Genomic DNA, 18,228 nt, shown 5'->3' on the forward strand with positions numbered 1-18,228 from the left:
GTATCATTGAAATATGATACCCAAAAACGAACAAGCCCAATTTAGAGCTGTTCTTTTTCGTCATTTAGATGGAATTGGAACAGCGCCTACAGCTTATGCGCTTCATGAAAAAGGAGTGCTCAGTTATTTAACCAAAAACCAATCGAGTACGCTTCATGAACTGGCAAACCACTTTAATGCAAATGAGGGATATCTGAACGTAGCGCTTCGGATATTATGCTCGCAGGGGTGGCTCAATCAGTCGGTTGATAATGAAAAGGATGTCGTGTCTTTTACTACAAATGAAAAGAGTCCAATAGCTTTTCAATGGATTCCTCTGTATCAGGATGTGGTGGAATTACTCAAGCTTACCGAAAAATTTCACCCTAGAAAATTTGAATTAGAGCCTTTTTTAGTCCTCGAAAAGATTTTTAAAAATTACTGTGGAAGATATGGTCTGCAAGCTTCTTCAAATCAAGTAGAACAAGAAATTCAAGATCAAATATTGACTCATATAGAAGGTATTATACTGGGGCCTACGATTGTCCATTTGGGTATGAGTGGGATGTTTCATAAGTATTTCATGGAAGCCAGTTTCAAAGCTGAGGAGTTTCACAACGACCCTGATAGTTTCAAGAAATTGCTAGACATGTTTGCTCATGCGGGTTGGTTTGTTGAGAAGAATGGTACGTATCAGTTTACAGAAAAGGGATTGTTCTATGCCAAACGAGCGAGTGCTTATGGTGTGACCGTGTCCTACATACCCACTTTTAGACATTTGGATGAATTGATTTTTGGGAATTTGAATATCTTAAAATCTGGAGATGGAGAAGACGAAAAACATGTGGACCGAGCCATGAATGTATGGGGTAGTGGAGGTGCACATGCTGCTTATTTCAAAGTAGTTGACGAAATAATCATTGACATTTTCAACCAACCCATAGCAGACCAGCCCAAAGGTATTTTGGATATGGGTTGTGGCAATGGAGCCTTTTTGCAGCATTTATTTGACGTCATTGAACATCAAACTGAAAGGGGAAAGCAGTTAGATGAGTATCCACTCACTCTGGTAGGAGTAGATTATAATGAAGCGGCACTAAAAATTACTAAAGCCAATTTGGTACAAGCAGATATATGGGCAAAAGTGATTTGGGGGGATATTGGAAGACCAGATTTATTGGCCGAAGATTTAAAGGGAAATTATGGTGTTGAGCTTAAAGAACTGCTTAATGTACGAACCTTTCTCGATCATAATAGAATTTGGCAAGAGCCTCAAAATACTAAGTCAATTATCAGTCAATCTAAAGGTGCATTTGCATTCGAAGGCAAGAGGAAAAACAACAATCTGGTTCAAGCTTCATTAGTCGAGCATTTTCAAAAGTGGGCACCCTATGTCAAAAGATTTGGTTTGTTGTTAATTGAGCTGCATACCGTTGACCCTGAGATGGTGGCGCAAAACATTGGAAAAACAGCAGTGACTGCGTATGACGCTACTCATGGCTATTCTGATCAATATATATTGGAAGTGGATGAATTTATTAAATCTTTAGAACTGGCTGGATTGTATCCTGATAGGGATCAATTCCGTAAATTTCCTAATTCTGATTTAGCTTCGGTCACAGTGAATCTATTTAAGGAGCAAAAAGCTTAGTTGATCATTTCTCCTTTTTCAAGTTTCTTTTTAATATCCGTAAGTACATCGTCCAATTTGCCAGCAGAAAAATGGAGGTGATCAATCATTTGATTCTTTTCATTTTCCTCTATTTCACTTTTTAGTAATTTGGTGAGTCCTAGGATGTTGGCCAACGGACCCCTTACGATATGCGCATTTAGAAAAGAATATTCTTTTAGCTTGACATCCTTTTTTTGGATGACACTGGTACGTTCTTCTATGATCTGTTCAAGGTTATCGTTGAGTATTTGAAGTTCGAGTGCTTTTTCTTTGACCTCCTTGTTCTTTTCTTTTAGTTTTTTATTTAGACGCGCCTGTTTTTTTACTTGCTTGTAGAACAAGATGGCAATTAAAGAAATTAGCAATAATATGATTGCAATCCCAGCTATGATTGTGCGTTGATATCGAACGATTTCTAGACTTGTTTCTCTCTCCTTTAACAATTCTTTTTGTAATCTTTCACTTTCTTCAAATTCAAATTTGGCCTGAATATTTTGAAGTTGTCTTTCTTTAGCCAGATTGAAAATCTCACTAGCGAGTTTGTGCAATTTTCGCATGGAAAGGAATGCAGATTCGAAGTCTTTTAAAGTGGAGTCAGTTTTATATCGCAATGCCAAAGCTTCTAATTTCATCTCTTTGGCATTCACCATTTCGGCATACTTTATGGCGTCTTCTACTTGAATTTTGGAAGTGTCAAATTGCTTGTTGGCTATAGATATTTTAGCTTTTTCGAGTGCAACTCGTGACATGCCAATATAATCGTCAAGAGAGACCCAAAGCTGGTTTGATAGATTGAGGTATTTGGTGGCTTCACTATAATTTTTTTGCTTAGCATAGACTTTTCCCATTCCTGTTTGTGCATATGCGATGGATTTTTGTCTGTTTTCTTCCTTAGCCATTTGTTCAGCTTTTTCGAAATGAAAAGTTGCTGAGTCAAAATAATTTAGCTTAAAATAGACCTCCCCGAGGTTGACATGCGACATAATGGGGTATCGACCTTTGAGATATTTGACTTTTAGGGCAAGAGATTTTTTATGGTATTTTAATGCTTCCTCAAATTGAAATTTCTTTTCGTATAATTCCCCAATGTTGTTGTAAGTAATAAAAACGCCCATCTGATATTGCGTTTGTTCATAGATCTTGAGAGACTTAAGATAAAACTCCAAGGCAGCGTCGTACTCGGCCATGGTGAGAAAAGAGCTGCCTACAAGATTCAAGCCTCGAGCATAACCGTTTTTATAATTTATTTGTTTGGCCAATTCATATCCAAGAATAGCATATTTCCTTCCTTTTACCGGACTTGTATTGATTACCTCAAAGGCAATCAGGTTGTACAAGTCCACTTTTACGGAATCTCTATATTGATAAGTGTTAGCCACATTGATGAGGCTATCTATTCGTTGCTGCTGGGCAATCGACTGATAAGCCAAAAGGCAAATAAATATGACGGATAGGATTTGGCGCATCCTTAAAAATAAGTACTGAAGATTTGCTATTCAACCATTTTGAAAGATATTCCGTCTTATCTTTGAGTCTAACATCGTTGACTCCAATCAAATATTGACAAATGACTAATTCTTCCAAAACCAAATTGGTAGATCCGTGGAATCGTACGATTGATTATCTAAGGATTGCAGTTACTGACAGATGCAACTTGCGCTGTTTTTATTGTATGCCTGCCGAAGGGATCAACTATCTGCCGAAAAAAGAATTACTCACTTACGAGGAAATTGTCCGTTTATCGACTGTGTTTGCTTCTCTGGGAATTAAAAAAATTCGCTTGACAGGTGGAGAGCCTTTTTTGCGCAAAAACTTTATTTCTCTATTAGAGAAACTAAAAGCAATACCTGGAATTGAAGCGGTACATATTACCACTAATGGCGTGCTGACATTCCCATTCTTGAATGAAATGAAAAATATTGGAGTCGATGGGGTGAATTTGAGTTTGGATAGTTTGAACAGGGAGAACTTTCATCAGATTACGAGACGAGATGAATTCGACACAGTGATGAAAACATTGGACGGATTACTAGATCATGGTTTTAATACCAAGATAAATATGGTCGTCATGCATGGCAAGAATACACATGAAGTGCTGGACATGGCTCGCTTAGCAAGTGCTCGAAAAGTGAGTGTGCGATTTATTGAAGAGATGCCATTCAATGGCTCTGAATTGTCAACTTCTAAGCAGAACTGGAGCCACGTCAAAATATTAGAAGAACTACAAGCCGCATTTCCGAATCTCAACAAATTGGAATCGCATCCTAGTAATCCAGCCACTTTGTATCAGGTACCTGATCATCTCGGGAATTTGGGAATTATTCCAGCCTATTCGCGAACATTTTGTGGAAGCTGTAATCGGATCCGATTGACAGCTACAGGGAGTATAAAGAACTGCCTTTATGATGAAGGGGTGTTAGACGTGAAGCAAGTGCTCCGAAGTGGTAAGAGCGACGAGGAGTTAAGAGATATATTGATCTCTACTGTTCATAAAAGGGAAAAGGACGGTTTTGCTGCCGAAAAAAACCGTAAAGTGGATAAAAACATTTCAGAATCTATGTCCACGATAGGTGGATGATTAATGCACCGTTTTAATTTTCATCATGCTACTCTTAGGCATAAAACTAAATTTTGAGTTTTTGTAAGAGTAAAACTTAATGGCCATCACCAAAACAGCTGAGACATCATTCTGAATAGTGCCTACGCCAAAAATGGATAGCTGAGCTGTCAGTGGTTGAGTAGGGATGCGCAATACGGGTAACATGGTAGTTTCGTAAATGCCGACTTTTGCATGTTGCACTTTATTATTGACAGTCACCTGCTCTCCATTCCTTTCAAAATCCGAAATAGAAATGAGTCTAGCCGAAATTTTAAAATTAGTAGCATCCTTTGGAACACTTAGTTCTTTGTCTGGTACGAATGCTGGAACATGGAGAATTACATGTCCTTTATGCGACCCTTCTCGAAGGCAGAATTTAGTTCCGCAGCCTGCATCAAACGTGTTTTCAGTATTGAATTCAAATCCTTCCAAAGAAGAAGTAAGGCTTCTTAAAGAAAGTGAATTTTCTTTCGTATCAAATCCCTTATTTATGGTAGAAGCTAATCGCTTGGAGCAATAAGATTCAGCCATTTCCTGCATTTCTTCATCCAGGGAATTAAAAATGGTTTTGCTCATCAAAGTGGCAACGCCGAAATTATTTTTGTTAAGTGATTCTTTTGATTCTGCTGGTTGTAAGGAAGTGATGAATCGAGATTCTTTTGGTTGGGCTAATGTACCTAGCCCTTCTCCGGAAAACTGGAAAGTGCTACGTAATTCTAAATTTCTTGACATAGTGGATTCTGGTTGATATTAACCATACTACAAGAGCATGGCTGCTGGATTTCAATTTTCTCACTAGTAAGTTGTAAAATTTAATTTAATTATGCAAGCTGAAATAGCTTAATATCAGGCTGTTATGATTAGGTTGGAAATATTTAAGAAGAATTCTGATAAAAAATAGGTAAAAAATATAGGGGTCTACGAGTTTTACCTATTCGAAGGAATAACATCGCCACAGGAAAATGTTTTCTCTTTTATGGACTTCATTACGAAATAACTCTGTACTTGACCGATGTTGTCTAATGCAGCTAGATGATTAGAAATAAATAGCTGATACTCCTCCATATCCTTCACCACAACTTTAAGTAAGTAGTCAAAACTTCCAGACATGTGATTACATTCCAAGACTTGCTGTAAGGCCTGCACACCATCTTCGAACAATCGAAGGTTTTTCTGTGAATGCTCTTTCAGCGTTACACTACAGTATGCTACCAAATGATATCCTAAGCTTTTGGGATTGACCTGTATGGTGTATTTTTCTAAAATCCCATTTCGTTCCAGTTTTTTTATTCTTTCATAGACTGGAGTGATGGTCATCCCGATGGATGCTGCAATATCCTTCATTTTGGCTTTGCTGTCTTCTTGCAGAATAGATAAAATTTTGAGGTCTGTTTTGTCAACTACCATTTTTCTTTATTCAATTTAAATTCAACCTTATTATAGAACCTATATCTACAAAAATAATTTATTATAGAAAATGATACTGTTGATATCTATTTGTATAGATGTATTGGTCATTTTTAAGTAAAAAATAAATGATGAAACCACAATTCAGCCCGGAAAGTTTAATGATGTCCCACGGATACGATCCTAAGTTGTCCGAAGGAGCAATCAAGTGTCCAATTTTTCAAACTTCTACATTTGTATTCAACTCAGCCGAAGAAGGTAAAGCCTTCTTTGAAGTTGCTTATGGACTTAGGGAGCAAGAACAAGGAGAAGAATTAGGATTGATCTATAGCAGATTAAATAACCCTGATTTGGAAATTTTGGAAAACAGGCTATGCTTGTGGGATCAGGCCGAGGATTGTGCAGTATTCGAAAGTGGTATGTCAGCCATTTCTACTTGTCTGATGGAATTTTTAAAGCCGGGTGATTTACTGCTCTATAGCTCGCCCGTATATGGTGGGACAGATCATTTCATCAATCACATTTTGACCAAATTTGGCATTCATGTCGTTGGGTTTTATCCGGACAGTACCAAAGAAGAAATTGAATCCATCATCGTAGATTCTGGTCATTCTGATCGATTAGCGATGATCTATATAGAGACACCTGCGAATCCAACCAACAGTTTGATAGACATGCAGATGTGTAGACAAATTGCTGATCAGTTTTCTAGGGAAGATGAACGTGTTTATTTAGCCGTTGATAACACATATATGGGGCCACTATGGCAACATCCGCTCAAGCATGGTGCTGACTTTGTGCTTTATTCCGCTACAAAATATATTGGAGGCCATAGCGATGTAATCGCAGGTGCTTGTTTGGGTTCGAAAGAAAACATGACACGTATTAAAGGTCTTAGAACCTTCCTAGGCAATATGGCAGGCCCATGGACAGGTTGGTTGCTGATGAGAAGTTTGGAAACGTTGAAAGCCCGAATGGAGCTTCAGGCATTAAATGCAGCGAAGGTAGCTGAATTTTTAAGGTCACATACTTCGATCAATAAAGTGTATTACATGGGATTCCTAAAGGAGGACAACCCTTTACAGCATGAAATTTTTCAAAGACAATGTAATTCAGCAGGAGCAATGATTTCATTTGAAATTGACGGTAGCGAAGCGGAAGCATTTCAGTTTATCAATAAACTGAAATTGGTGAAACTGGCGGTTAGCTTGGGTAGTACAGAATCATTGATTCAGCATCCAGCAACTATGACACATGCTGGTGTGGACCCAGAGGAGAAAGAGAAAATTGGTATTAAAGAAAATTTAATTCGATTGTCTGTGGGAGTAGAAAACCCGGACGATTTGATTTGGGATTTAAAACAAGCATTAACGCTTGAATTAGATTTAGCATAACCCAAAATTCTGGCTCCCGAATAGGTTTCGGGAGTCATATTTTCCTATCATAGATTCCAATAAAGTTATTCTTATTGGTTTGGACAAATTCTTGATAGAATGCTGAGCGGGTAAATCCCTCCAAAGCATCCGTGTCAAACCCGCTAAAGACTAAAACATGACTAAGCACAAAATCTAACGTTCTTAGTTTCCCATCCTTTTTTTGTAAGCCCAACATGGCGGATTTTTGTCCTATAAAATGAGGAAAAACTTCCATTGACGCAGCGCGATCTATTAGGTCTTGAAAATTTTCATATTCGCTATTTTCACAAACATGCACTAGGTATTTGAGTTTTCCCTTGTATTTTGAGTTGGTTACATTTAGGCTGCCTGAGTTTATCTTCTGCATAAATCCAAATTGAAAATGTATGACAGAAGAAGATCGAAGAAGACTTTTGATCTGAAAAATCTTGGAAGAAATCAGGTCTAAAAATGCTTGAGCTTTCGGATATTTTACAATCAAAAGCATATCTCTTCTCAACCTATCATTGTCAAGAATTATTTTCTGGAGCCGACCTTTGAAAATGGGGCTCCCACCAATACTTTTCAATTGTCCAATAACCAATCGATTATACAATTCATAGAGCCAGATCCGCTTCAAGTTGAACCAATTTATGGCAAAGATTGGATCTTCTAATTGCGTACTTCGATGGGCGCTAATGACAGAGCCTTTTAGCTTTTTGGTTAAATTTTGACTTACAATTTTATTATTACTCATAAGTATTTTTTTCTCAGCATATTGGCCACTTTGCTCACACCAGTCCCGCCTTTTTCTTCAAATAGAAATAGGTTAGGCTCTGATTGGACATCTGGCATATTAGGATCTATAATAAATTTCGGAATATTGCTCTGAGTATGGTGCATAAGTCCTGCAGCTGGATAGACAGCCAATGAGGTGCCAACAATTAGAAATATATCCGCCATTTGTGCTTCTTGAATTGCTACTTCCATCATGGGCACCATTTCTCCAAACCATACTATATGAGGTCGCAATTGAGAGCCTTTTTCGCATTGGTCTCCAGGGTTTAGTTCCCAACTATCCATGTCATAGACTAAAGACTCATCTACCGTACTTCTACATTTGAATAACTCTCCATGTAAGTGAATGATATGAGATGATCCAGCCTTTTCGTGGAGATCATCCACGTTTTGGGTGACAATCGTGACTTTGAAGTCTTTTTCTAAATCAGCTAGTGCTAAATGCCCATGATTGGGCTCGGCTGTAAGCGCTTGCTTTCGTCTTTGGTTGTAGAAGTCGAGCACCAAATCGCGATTGGCTGCCCAACCTTGAGGAGAAGCCACTTCCATCACATCATGGCCTTCCCAAAGACCATCGGCATCACGAAAGGTTTTAATTCCAGATTCAGCACTAATTCCCGCACCAGTAAGTACAACTATTCTTTTCAACTTTTTGAATTAAAATTAACTAAATAAGCGCATTGGCTTTGGATTGTATGAGTGTCCAAGCTTTCTCAACGTGATGTTTCTGCACATAAGTCTGACCTATAACCATGCGAAGTGCATATTTCCCTTTTATCTTCGTATGCGTCAGATATGCTTTTCCAGAGTTATTTATGGATGCAACTAGGCTCGCATTTAACTGCTCCAGTTGTTGTTCCGATTTTGTCGAATTGATCATCCGGAAACAGACTACATTCAGTTTGGGCTCAATGACTATTTCAAAATGGTCAGAATCATTTACTTGGTTGGCAAACCAATCAGCATAGTTGATATGCTCCCGAAGTCTGGTTTGGATTCCTTCTACCCCAAAATCCCGAATGACAAACCATAGTTTCAGGGCTCTGAATCTTCTGCCAAGAGGTACGCCCCAATCCCTATAGTCCTTGACTTGACCTCTGGTACTTGTCTTCAGGTACTCCGGTAAAATTTCGAAGGTTTTGATCAAGGCTTCTTCATCTTTTATAAAATAAACTGTGCAGTCGAAATTCGTAAACATCCATTTATGTGGATTGAATACAAAACTGTCTGCCTTCTCAATTCCTGAAATCAGGTTGTGATATTCAGGTAACATAAGAGCGGTTCCAGCATAGGCTGCATCTACATGAAGCCAAACATTATACTTATTGCAAACAACACCAATGGCATCTATTGGATCGACTGCAAGAGTACCAGTAGTTCCAACTGCTGCTACCACAGCACATGGAATTAAGCCATTTTCAATGTCCTGCGCAATTGCCGTTTCCAATGCTGATGGAAGGATTGAAAGGTTTTCATCTACCTCTACTTTGACTAAGTTTTCAACACCGGCACCAAGTATTTTCACTGCCTTGTCAATCGAAGAGTGTGTCTCTGATGAACAATAGAATCTTAATTTTTGGCTGTCAAACCCCTTTTGATTGATAGACCAGTTGGTTTTTTTCTCTCTTGCCGAAATCATGGCCGCAAGTGTGGCAGTTGAGGCAGTATCCTGGATGCAGCCAGTCCAATCTGACGGAATATTCATCAAAGGTTTGAGCCAGTTGATCATCAATTCTTCCAGTTCGGCTGCTGCAGGGGAGGTTTCCCAAATCATGCATTGAGCTCCAATCGTTGCAGTTAGCATTTCGCCTAAAACAGATGGGTAGCTGGAATTGGCTGGAAAGTAAGCATGGAAGTTCGGACTTTGCCATTGCGTCATACCAGGAAGTATAATTGATTCAAAATCTTTAAAAACTTGCTCAAATGGTTCTCCTTTAGTCGGCGGAATCTCTGGTAATTGACTGATGATATCCCCAGGTTTTGATTGAGATTTGACAGGTAAATTTTCAATGTTCTCGTAAAAATCAGCCATCCAATCTACGAGTTTGTGTGCTTCCTGTCTAAATGATTTATTGTTTAGCATATAATTGATTCTGTATTATTTTCGGTGTGATTTACTCTGATAAAAAGAAAGAGTTGTCTAAATTATATTTTTAAACTGATTTAGAAATTTAAAAGTTGTATATCATCGAAAGTAAAGGTATTCACGACGTAAATATCAAAATGATAAGAACCTGAATCAAGTATGATATAGGTCATGATTTTAAAGTATTGACCCTTCTAGTTTTACAACAAAAAAAGAGACCATGAGCAAATACTTGTCAGCCAAGGAGGCACTCGAATATGTAAAGTCAAACGATAGAATTTTTATTCACAGTGTGGCAGCAGCTCCACAAATTCTAATCGATGCACTCTGTGATAGAGCGCCGGATTTGGAAAATGTAGAAATCGTACATCTCCACACCGAGTGCAAAGCCAAATATCTGGACGAGCAATATCGAGATAGTTTTCGAGTCAAGTCATTTTTTGTTGGAGCCAATGTCCGCCGTGCTACTCAAGATGGGATAGCGGATTATATCCCAGTTTTTTTAAGTGAGATACCCAAAATGATAAGAGAAACGTTGCCTTTAGATGTCGCTTTTGTGCAAGTCTCACCACCGGATAAACATGGGTATTGTTCATTGGGTGTGTCAGTGGATGCTTCTCATACGGCCGTCGAATGCGCCAAATTGGTAATAGCTCAGGTAAATGAAAATATGCCTAGAACCTACGGGGATGGTATGATGCATGTCAGTAATTTTGATATTCTAGTAGAACACAATTGTCCAATATATACCGTCGATGTTCCTGAGTCTACCGACATTGAAAAACGAATTGGTAACTATGTGTCCGGCTTGGTTGAAGACGGAGCCACCTTGCAAATGGGAATTGGAGCGATTCCAAACGCGGTTTTGTCATGTTTGACCAATCATAAAAAACTAGGAATCCATACCGAGATGTTTTCTGATGGTGTGATCCCATTGGTGGAGAAGGGAGTTATAACGGGCGAGATGAAAAAACTGTACCCTGATCGTATTGTATCTGCGTTTATCATGGGAACCAAAAAACTCTATGATTTTGTCGATGGCAATCCAGGGGTGATGATGATGGATGTGGCCTTAACCAATGACGTTTCTGTGATCCGAAAAAATCCTAAAGTGACCTCAATTAATAGCGCAATTGAAATTGACTTAACTGGTCAGGTTTGCGCGGATTCTATAGGGACCAAACAATATTCAGGGGTAGGCGGACAAATTGATTTTATTAGAGGCGCATCCTATTCAGAAGGAGGGAAGCCAATCATAGCCCTTTCATCAGCTACGCTTAAAGGGGTGTCTAAGATTGTACCTACCTTAAAGGAAGGAGCAGGAGTGGTTTCTACCCGTGCCAATGTCCATTATATAGCCACTGAATATGGGATTGCAGATTTGTATGGAAAAGGGCTGCAGGAGCGAGCTAAATTGTTAATTGATATTGCACATCCTGATCATCGTGAAGCATTGGATCAAGCAGCTTTTGAGCGATTTGGAAGGAAACTGGTTTAAGTTTTTTGAGGCGAGAGGAATTATTTAAATTGGGCAATTATTAATCTAAATGATCCAATGAAAAGTATATTAAACGCGCTTATTATTACTGTAATTGCCTTTGCCTGTGGGCCAAAGGAAAATTTTCAGGAAGCTTATGATAGTATCAACGAGGAGGGATTGAAATCTCGAATCAAGGCATTGTCTTCTGATGAGTTTTTGGGTAGAATGCCATTTACCGAAGGTGAAACTAAAACCATCAATTATCTCAGAGATGAATTTAAAAAATTAGGTCTAAAGCCTGGGAATGGGGACAGCTATTTCCAAGAGGTGCCACTGGTGGAGCTTGCCGCGACTGTTGATACACAAATGAAAATCACAGGAGGTGAAAGTGAAATCAATCTGAATTACTGGGATGATTTTGTGGCACTGACACGGAGAGTAACCGACTCTGTTCGGATAGAGAATTCGGAGATCATTTTCGCAGGATATGGAACGATTGCCCCTGAATATGATTGGAATGATTATGAGGGTTTGGACGTAAAAGGAAAAACTGTCCTTGTATTGATCAATGATCCAGGATTCGGAACTGAAGACAAATCGTTCTTTAAAGGTAACGAAATGACCTATTATGGTCGGTGGACTTATAAGTACGAAGAAGCAGCAAGACAAGGTGCAGCAGGAATTATCATCGTACACGAAACCGCACATGCCAGTTATCCATTCGAAGTAGTGCAAGGCGGATGGTCAGGTGCCAATCTTTATCTTGAGAATCCAGATAACAACATGTCCAGATGCGTGATTGAAGGTTGGGTGTCAGAAGAAAGTGCCAATCAGATGTTTGCCAACATGGGTATGGAAGAGTATGATTTTTATGAAGAAGCACGTAAAGGTGAATTCAAGTCATTTCCAATGAATCAACAGCTTTCTGTGGGATTAGTAAACAATATCAAAAGATCAAAATCGAATAATGTGGTCGCTAAATATGAAGGGTCGGAGAGACCTGACGAAACGATCATTTATAGTGCACACTGGGATCATTTTGGAGTTGGTAAGCCAGTGGATGGCGATTCGATTTATAATGGAGCCGTAGACAACGGTACTGGCGTCGCCGGCATCGTTCAAGTAGCAGAAGCTTTTACACAACTAAATATCCCAACCAAACGGTCGGTGGTATTTATGGCAGTAACTGCGGAAGAGCAAGGACTCTTGGGCTCTGCGCATTATTCAGTGAATCCTATTTATGATCCGGCTAAAACAGTGGCTAATTTAAATGTGGATGCTATCCGCCCGATTGGAAGAGTCAATGATTTTTCTATTGTTGGCTATGGTCAATCAGAATTGGATGAATATGCAAAGCGAGCAGTCGAGAAACAAGGCAGATACATCACACCAGATCCACACCCTGAATCAGGTGGTTTTTTCCGTTCAGATCATTTCAATTTTGCAAAAATTGGTATTCCGGCCTTGTACGGCAAAGGAGCTACTGATAGCGAAGCCAACGGAAAGGAATGGGGAGAAGAACAATACAAGAAATACACTAGTGAAAACTATCACAAACCTTCCGACGAATACTCAGATGATTTTGATGCAGAAGGAGTAAAGTTGGATATGCAAGTGATGTTCGATATTGGCTATACGCTTTCCAATGAGTCTACATTCCCTAAGTGGAAAGAAGGCTCTGAGTTTAAAGCGATCAGAGAAGGCCAATAGTAAATTCATACCACCACTGGTGGAATTGTTAGGATTTAGCTAAAAATTCATATTAAATTTAAAAACTGTTGAAAAGCGATGATAGTCATCGCTTTTCCTATTTCAATAAAATATTAACCCTATGAGAATAACTTTAGTAGGACTGACAGCTGCAGTCATGGCACTGGCCAGTTGTCAATCACCAGACACAAACAAAGCAATGAAAGAAGAAAATCCTTTGCTTTCAGAATGGAATACACCTTTTGGTGTTCCACCATTCGATGAGATAAAAAATGAGCACTATATGCCAGCTTTTGAGCAGGGAATGAGTGAGCATAAAGCGGAAATTGATGCTATAGTAGATAATACCGAAGCACCAACATTTGCCAATACCATGGAAGCGCTAGAAAGAGCTGGAGCAACATTGGATAATACCAGCAGAGTATTTTATGCTGTTGCTGGGGCTCATACCAACGATGTGTTAGATTCAGTCCGTACTATAGTTTCACCTTTGCTTTCTAAGCACTATGATTATATCAATTTGAATAAAGGCTTGTTCGAAAGGGTTGAAGCAATTTATGATGGGTTGGAAAGCAGTGATCTTAATGCTGAGCAAAAAAGATTAGTATCAGAATCATATAAAGGTTTTGTTCGATCTGGAGTTGGTTTAGAAGGCGAACAAAAGGAAAGATTGCAAGAGATCAACAGCCGACTTTCGGAGTTGACTACCAAGTTTGGACAAAACGTTTTGGCGGAGACCAACAACTTCGAAACACATACCACAAATCCTGAAGACTATGGTACTTTGACTAGTAGTTTGGTTTCTTTGGCAGCTACAGAAGCCAAGAAAAGAGGTCATGAGGAGGGTTGGTCATTCACTCTACAGAGACCGAGTATCAACCCATTTTTACAATATTCTCCAAATCGGGAAATGAGAGAGGAGTTGTATCAGGGATATGCCATGAGAGCAGACAACGACAATGAAAACGATAACAAAGTTATCATCGAAGAAATTGTAAAACTTAGAATAGAGAGGGCTAACCTTCTGGGCTACAAGACGCATGCAGATGTGCAGTTGTCATCTAGCGTAGCGCAAACGCCTAAAGCCGTGATGGATTTTATGGATCAAGTTTGGCCTGCTGCTTTGGAAATGGCTAAGGCTGAAAGAGCGGCATTGACTGAAGAATTGAGAAAAGACGGTGTTGAAGGAGAGCTGAGAGGATCTGACTGGAGATATTACGTGGAGAAAGTCAGAAAGGCAAAGTATGACTTTGATGAAGATGCCATGCGTCCTTACTTCGAATTTACGGCTGTAAGAGATGGTGCATTTGCATTGGCCAATAAGCTGTTTGGGATGCAAATCAAAGAAATGAAGGATATGCCTAAGTGGCATGAAGATCAGCAGGTATTTGAAGTGCTTGAAGCTGATGGAACGCACATCGGGATTTTGTATATGGATTTCTTTGCGCGAGATAGCAAACGTGGTGGAGCTTGGATGAATGCACTCAGATCGCAATCGAAAATGGACGGCAACGTGACACCTATTGTGACTAACAATTTCAATTTTCCAGCACCTACAGAAGATAGTCCATCTTTATTGTCATTTTCAGAGTCAGAAACTATGTTTCACGAGTTTGGACATGCCTTGCATGGCCTGTTGTCTAATGTGACTTATCCGTCACAATCTGGCACTAATGTGCCAAGAGATTTTGTGGAGTTTCCTTCTCAGGTAATGGAAAATTGGATGAGCGAGCCAGAGGTGCTTAAACTCTATGCCAAGCATTATCAGACAGGAGAAGTGATCCCAGATGAGTTGGTTCAGAAAATGAACGACGCCAATGCTTTCAATGAAGGTTTTAGATCGGTAGAGTATATGGCAGCCGCTTATCTGGATATGTATTGGCATACATTGACGAGTGCTGATGGAGTAGAAGCCAGGGCTTTCGAAAAAGAGGCCATGGATAAAATAGGACTAATTGATCAAATTATCCCTAGATATAGAAGTGGATATTTTAATCACATATTTTCTGGTGGGTATTCTGCGGGGTACTACAGCTACTTATGGTCGGAGTTGCTAGATGCTGATTGTTTTCAAGCCTTTAAGGAAACGGGTGATTTGTTTGATCAAGAAACCGCCCAAAAATACCGAATCATGTTAAGTAAAGGAGGGTCAAAACCTGGCATGGATCTCTATGTAGAATTCAGGGGTAAAACTCCTGAAATAGGACCACTGTTAGAGAAGAAGGGGTTCCAGTAATTGAAAATTCAATACAGTGAAAAGGAGCAATTCCGTGATAGGAATGGCTCCTTTTTTTGTTTTCAAGTTTAGCTTCGAATGTGCTGAGAAACTACATATTGTAGACGCCACCATTAATGTCGAGCGTAGCGCCAGTGATAAATCCATCGTATTCGGAGGCCAAATACAATACGGCTCTGGCTACATCATTTGCATTTCCGGCGCGTTGAATAGGGATTTCAGCTGTTGTTTTATCTGCTGATTCTTTGGAAGTATGGGTGTTGTGAAAAGATGTGCCCAAAATAAGACCAGGAGCAACTGCATTGACTCTTGTGCCTTTTGGCCCTAGTTCAGAAGCAAGTGCTCTGGTGAAAGTCAGAATGGCTCCTTTGCTTGTGGAATAAACGAGTGATCCTGGATGTCCTCCTTTGCGTCCAGCAAGTGAAGCCAAATTAACAATACTGCTGCTTTCATTTTTTGCCAAATGAGGAGCTGCTGCGCGTGTCACAAACATCATGGAGGTCATATTGATATCCATGACTTTGTGCCAAAAATCAGCTTCCATCTCGTCTAGCATCTTACGTGCTACGAGTGAACCTGCATTATTAATTAATATGTCTAAACCTCCAAGGGTTTCAACAGTTTTGTTCATCAATTCATTGGCTTCAGCTTCTTTTGTCAAGTCTCCACTGATAGCAATGGCTTGTTGACCTTTTGCAATGGCGTATTTCGTCAATTCATTTGCCTTATCGGCACTGGAAAAATAGTGAATCGCAACATTCGCTCCATTGTCAATAAAGTGTCTTGTGATTGATTCGCCGATTCCTTGTGCTCCAGCGGTGATAAGGACATTTTTTCCGACTAATTTATTATTGTTTTTCATGTTGAACCTGAATTAGTTGACTATTCAATTTTTTGTAAATATAAAAAAATATATATTTGGGTGCCCAGATTGGGTGCCCAAATATTATGACTGACGTAAAAAATAAGATTATTTTCATTATAGGAGTTTCTGGAGTGGGTAAAAGCACGATCGGAAACTTGCTGGCTGAAGCGTTAGAAATTCCTTTTTTTGATGGGGATGATTACCACCCAAAAGAAAATGTATTAAAAATGTCAAGTGGGAAAGCGCTAAATGACATGGATAGATTGGGCTGGTTACAAACATTAAACAAGCTTGCTATTGGCCAAATGAAAAATGGTGGATGTGTTATAGTTTGTTCAGCATTGAAGGAGAGCTATCGAGCAATTTTAAGTGCCAAAATTGAAACCACTTGCAAATGGGTATTCCTGCACGGTTCATTCGAACAGATCAAAGAAAGAATAAACAATCGTAAAGGGCATTACATGAGCTCTGACCTGTTGCAATCTCAATTTGATACTTTGGAAGAGCCTAAAAATGCTATTAAAGTAGATATAAGTTTAACACCTGAAAAAATTATAGAAGTGATAGATAAGGAACTAATGGAAAAGTCCGCATTTGGCCTGTTTGGATTAGGCGTAATGGGCAAGAGTCTGGCAAGAAATTTAGCCAACAAAGGATTCAAAATCTCTTTATTTAATCGGCATGTGGATGGACAAGAAGTCGATGTGGCCAAAAAGTTTAAAAATGAATTTGGAGAGTTGTCAGCCGCAAGCTCATTTGACGATGTAGAACGATTTGTGAATTCCTTGCAAAAGCCAAGAAAGATCATGCTGATGGTGAATGCTGGTAAGATTGTGGATGATGTCATTGAAGACCTTTTGCCACACTTGGATAAAGGAGATATATTGATCGATGGAGGAAATTCCAACTATAATGATACGAATGAACGCGTTGAGCATTTGAAATCTAAGAGTATCAAATTTGTCGGTACCGGTGTTTCAGGCGGAGAAGAAGGAGCCTTAAAAGGCCCTTCGATCATGCCTGGATGCGATCCTGATGCTTATAACGAAGTAAAACCTTTCTTAGAAGCTATTGCGGCTAAGGATGCCAATGGGCTACCTTGCTGCACGTGGATCGGAAATGGCGGCAGTGGCCATTTTGTGAAAATGGTTCACAATGGAATTGAGTATGCGGAGATGCAATTACTAGCTGAAGTATATATCATTCTCAAAACTATGGGTAAGAATCCGAGCCAAATAGCAGAAGATTTGGAATCATGGAAACCAACTGCCAATAGCTATTTGATGGAAATTACAATTGATATCCTGAGAAAGAAGGAAGGTGAAGATTGGTTGGTCAATAAAATCATGGACAAGGCTGGAAATAAAGGCACGGGAAACTGGACAACGATTGCTTCTGCTCAGCTGGGTGTGCCAAGTACCATGATCGCTTCAGCACTATTTGCACGATATACCTCCTATTTTAAAGAAGAACGTGTGATGGCAAGTAGAAACTTTGCTTCAGAAAATCTTCCTGACCTAGATCTTAGTGTTGATGAACTCTTGGAAGCCTATCAATTTGCCAGGATTATCAATCACTATCAAGGGTTCAAATTGATTCATGAAGCATCAGAAAATCATAATTGGGGCTTGAACTTAAGTGAACTATCTAGGATTTGGACCAATGGGTGTATTATTCGCTCAGACCTCATGATAGAATTGGTTACCACTTTTAAGACCTCAAAGAATTTACTGATGAACGACGAAATAATCAGAAGAGTTAAAGCTTTAAAGCCAAGTGCTAAAAAAGTGATATCAGCTTGTGTGCTGAATGAAGTAGCGATTCCTAATCTGAGCGAATCGATTAATTTCTTAAACAGCTTTGCTGTGTCCAATTCATCTGCAAATTTAATTCAAGCGCAGCGTGACTATTTTGGTGCACATACATACCAAAGAAATGACGACGATACTGGGAAATTCTATCACACCGATTGGATTAACAATTAAACTAATAAAATAAGCGC

Annotated in this window: 14 protein-coding genes; 7 read left to right on the top strand and 7 right to left on the bottom strand. The window is 39.3% G+C overall.

From position 1 onward, the window contains the following. Positions 1–13: 13 nt before the first annotated feature. Positions 14–1,630 carry a class I SAM-dependent methyltransferase gene (locus tag ABJH98_RS03750; protein WP_348306291.1) on the top strand — a complete coding sequence of 539 codons (1,617 nt, stop codon included), beginning with the start codon at positions 14–16 and terminating at the stop codon, positions 1,628–1,630. On the opposite strand, the gene ABJH98_RS03755 is transcribed toward ABJH98_RS03750, so the two are convergent. After that, positions 1,627–3,117, bottom strand: a complete 1,491-nt coding sequence (locus ABJH98_RS03755; protein ID WP_348306292.1) for a tetratricopeptide repeat protein — start codon at positions 3,115–3,117, stop codon at positions 1,627–1,629. The genes ABJH98_RS03750 and ABJH98_RS03755 overlap by 4 nt on opposite strands. A 101-nt stretch (positions 3,118–3,218) precedes the next feature. Here ABJH98_RS03755 and moaA point away from each other — a divergent pair, with 101 nt between their 5' ends. Further along, positions 3,219–4,229, top strand: a complete 1,011-nt coding sequence (moaA, locus tag ABJH98_RS03760; protein ID WP_348306293.1) for a GTP 3',8-cyclase MoaA — start codon at positions 3,219–3,221, stop codon at positions 4,227–4,229. Here the strand turns inward: moaA and ABJH98_RS03765 are convergent, their stop codons facing one another. Next, positions 4,230–4,982 (bottom strand): hypothetical protein, encoded by a 753-nt coding sequence (locus ABJH98_RS03765; RefSeq protein ID WP_348306294.1) that lies wholly within the window; start codon positions 4,980–4,982, stop codon positions 4,230–4,232. It lies immediately after the preceding gene. A gap of 195 nt (positions 4,983–5,177) precedes the next feature. Continuing rightward, on the bottom strand, positions 5,178–5,657 hold the full coding sequence (locus ABJH98_RS03770; protein WP_348306295.1) for an Lrp/AsnC family transcriptional regulator: 480 nt from the start codon (positions 5,655–5,657) through the stop codon (positions 5,178–5,180). Positions 5,658–5,785: 128 nt separating this feature from the next. Here ABJH98_RS03770 and ABJH98_RS03775 point away from each other — a divergent pair, with 128 nt between their 5' ends. Continuing rightward, positions 5,786–7,051: a cystathionine gamma-synthase family protein gene (locus tag ABJH98_RS03775; RefSeq protein ID WP_348306296.1), complete on the top strand. Its 1,266-nt coding sequence runs from the start codon at positions 5,786–5,788 to the stop codon at positions 7,049–7,051. 34 nt (positions 7,052–7,085) lie between these two features. Here the strand turns inward: ABJH98_RS03775 and ABJH98_RS03780 are convergent, their stop codons facing one another. From ABJH98_RS03780 to ABJH98_RS03790, 3 genes are read right to left on the bottom strand one after another with little or no spacing between them, the layout of a single operon-like run. Beyond that, a complete protein-coding gene (locus tag ABJH98_RS03780) occupies positions 7,086–7,808 on the bottom strand; it encodes a hypothetical protein (RefSeq protein WP_348306297.1) in 723 nt (240 codons plus the stop codon). Next, positions 7,805–8,497 (bottom strand): NAD-dependent deacylase, encoded by a 693-nt coding sequence (locus tag ABJH98_RS03785; protein WP_348306298.1) that lies wholly within the window; start codon positions 8,495–8,497, stop codon positions 7,805–7,807. The genes ABJH98_RS03780 and ABJH98_RS03785 overlap by 4 nt, the downstream gene beginning before the upstream one ends. 19 nt (positions 8,498–8,516) lie before the next feature. After that, a complete protein-coding gene (locus ABJH98_RS03790; RefSeq protein WP_348306299.1) occupies positions 8,517–9,932 on the bottom strand; it encodes a pyridoxal-dependent decarboxylase in 1,416 nt (471 codons plus the stop codon). A 223-nt stretch (positions 9,933–10,155) separates the two neighbouring features. Here ABJH98_RS03790 and ABJH98_RS03795 point away from each other — a divergent pair, with 223 nt between their 5' ends. The 3 genes from ABJH98_RS03795 (at position 10,156) to ABJH98_RS03805 (ending at position 15,361) form a co-directional block, all read left to right on the top strand. Next, positions 10,156–11,433 carry an acetyl-CoA hydrolase/transferase C-terminal domain-containing protein gene (locus ABJH98_RS03795; protein WP_348306300.1) on the top strand — a complete coding sequence of 426 codons (1,278 nt, stop codon included), beginning with the start codon at positions 10,156–10,158 and terminating at the stop codon, positions 11,431–11,433. 57 nt (positions 11,434–11,490) lie between these two features. Then, positions 11,491–13,125, top strand: a complete 1,635-nt coding sequence (locus tag ABJH98_RS03800; RefSeq protein ID WP_348306301.1) for a M28 family metallopeptidase — start codon at positions 11,491–11,493, stop codon at positions 13,123–13,125. 121 nt (positions 13,126–13,246) lie between these two features. Further along, entirely contained in the window at positions 13,247–15,361 is a 2,115-nt protein-coding gene (locus tag ABJH98_RS03805) for a M3 family metallopeptidase (protein WP_348306302.1), read from the top strand. Positions 15,362–15,452: 91 nt separating this feature from the next. Here the strand turns inward: ABJH98_RS03805 and ABJH98_RS03810 are convergent, their stop codons facing one another. Next, entirely contained in the window at positions 15,453–16,223 is a 771-nt protein-coding gene (locus tag ABJH98_RS03810) for a glucose 1-dehydrogenase (RefSeq protein WP_348306303.1), read from the bottom strand. A gap of 86 nt (positions 16,224–16,309) precedes the next feature. On the opposite strand from ABJH98_RS03810, the gene gndA reads away from it, so the two are divergent. Then, positions 16,310–18,211, top strand: coding sequence for an NADP-dependent phosphogluconate dehydrogenase (gene gndA, locus ABJH98_RS03815; protein ID WP_348306304.1), 1,902 nt, complete (start codon positions 16,310–16,312; stop codon positions 18,209–18,211). Positions 18,212–18,228: the final 17 nt, after the last annotated feature.

This window comes from Reichenbachiella sp., from assembly GCF_039969095.1.
GTDB lineage: Bacteria > Bacteroidota > Bacteroidia > Cytophagales > Cyclobacteriaceae > Reichenbachiella.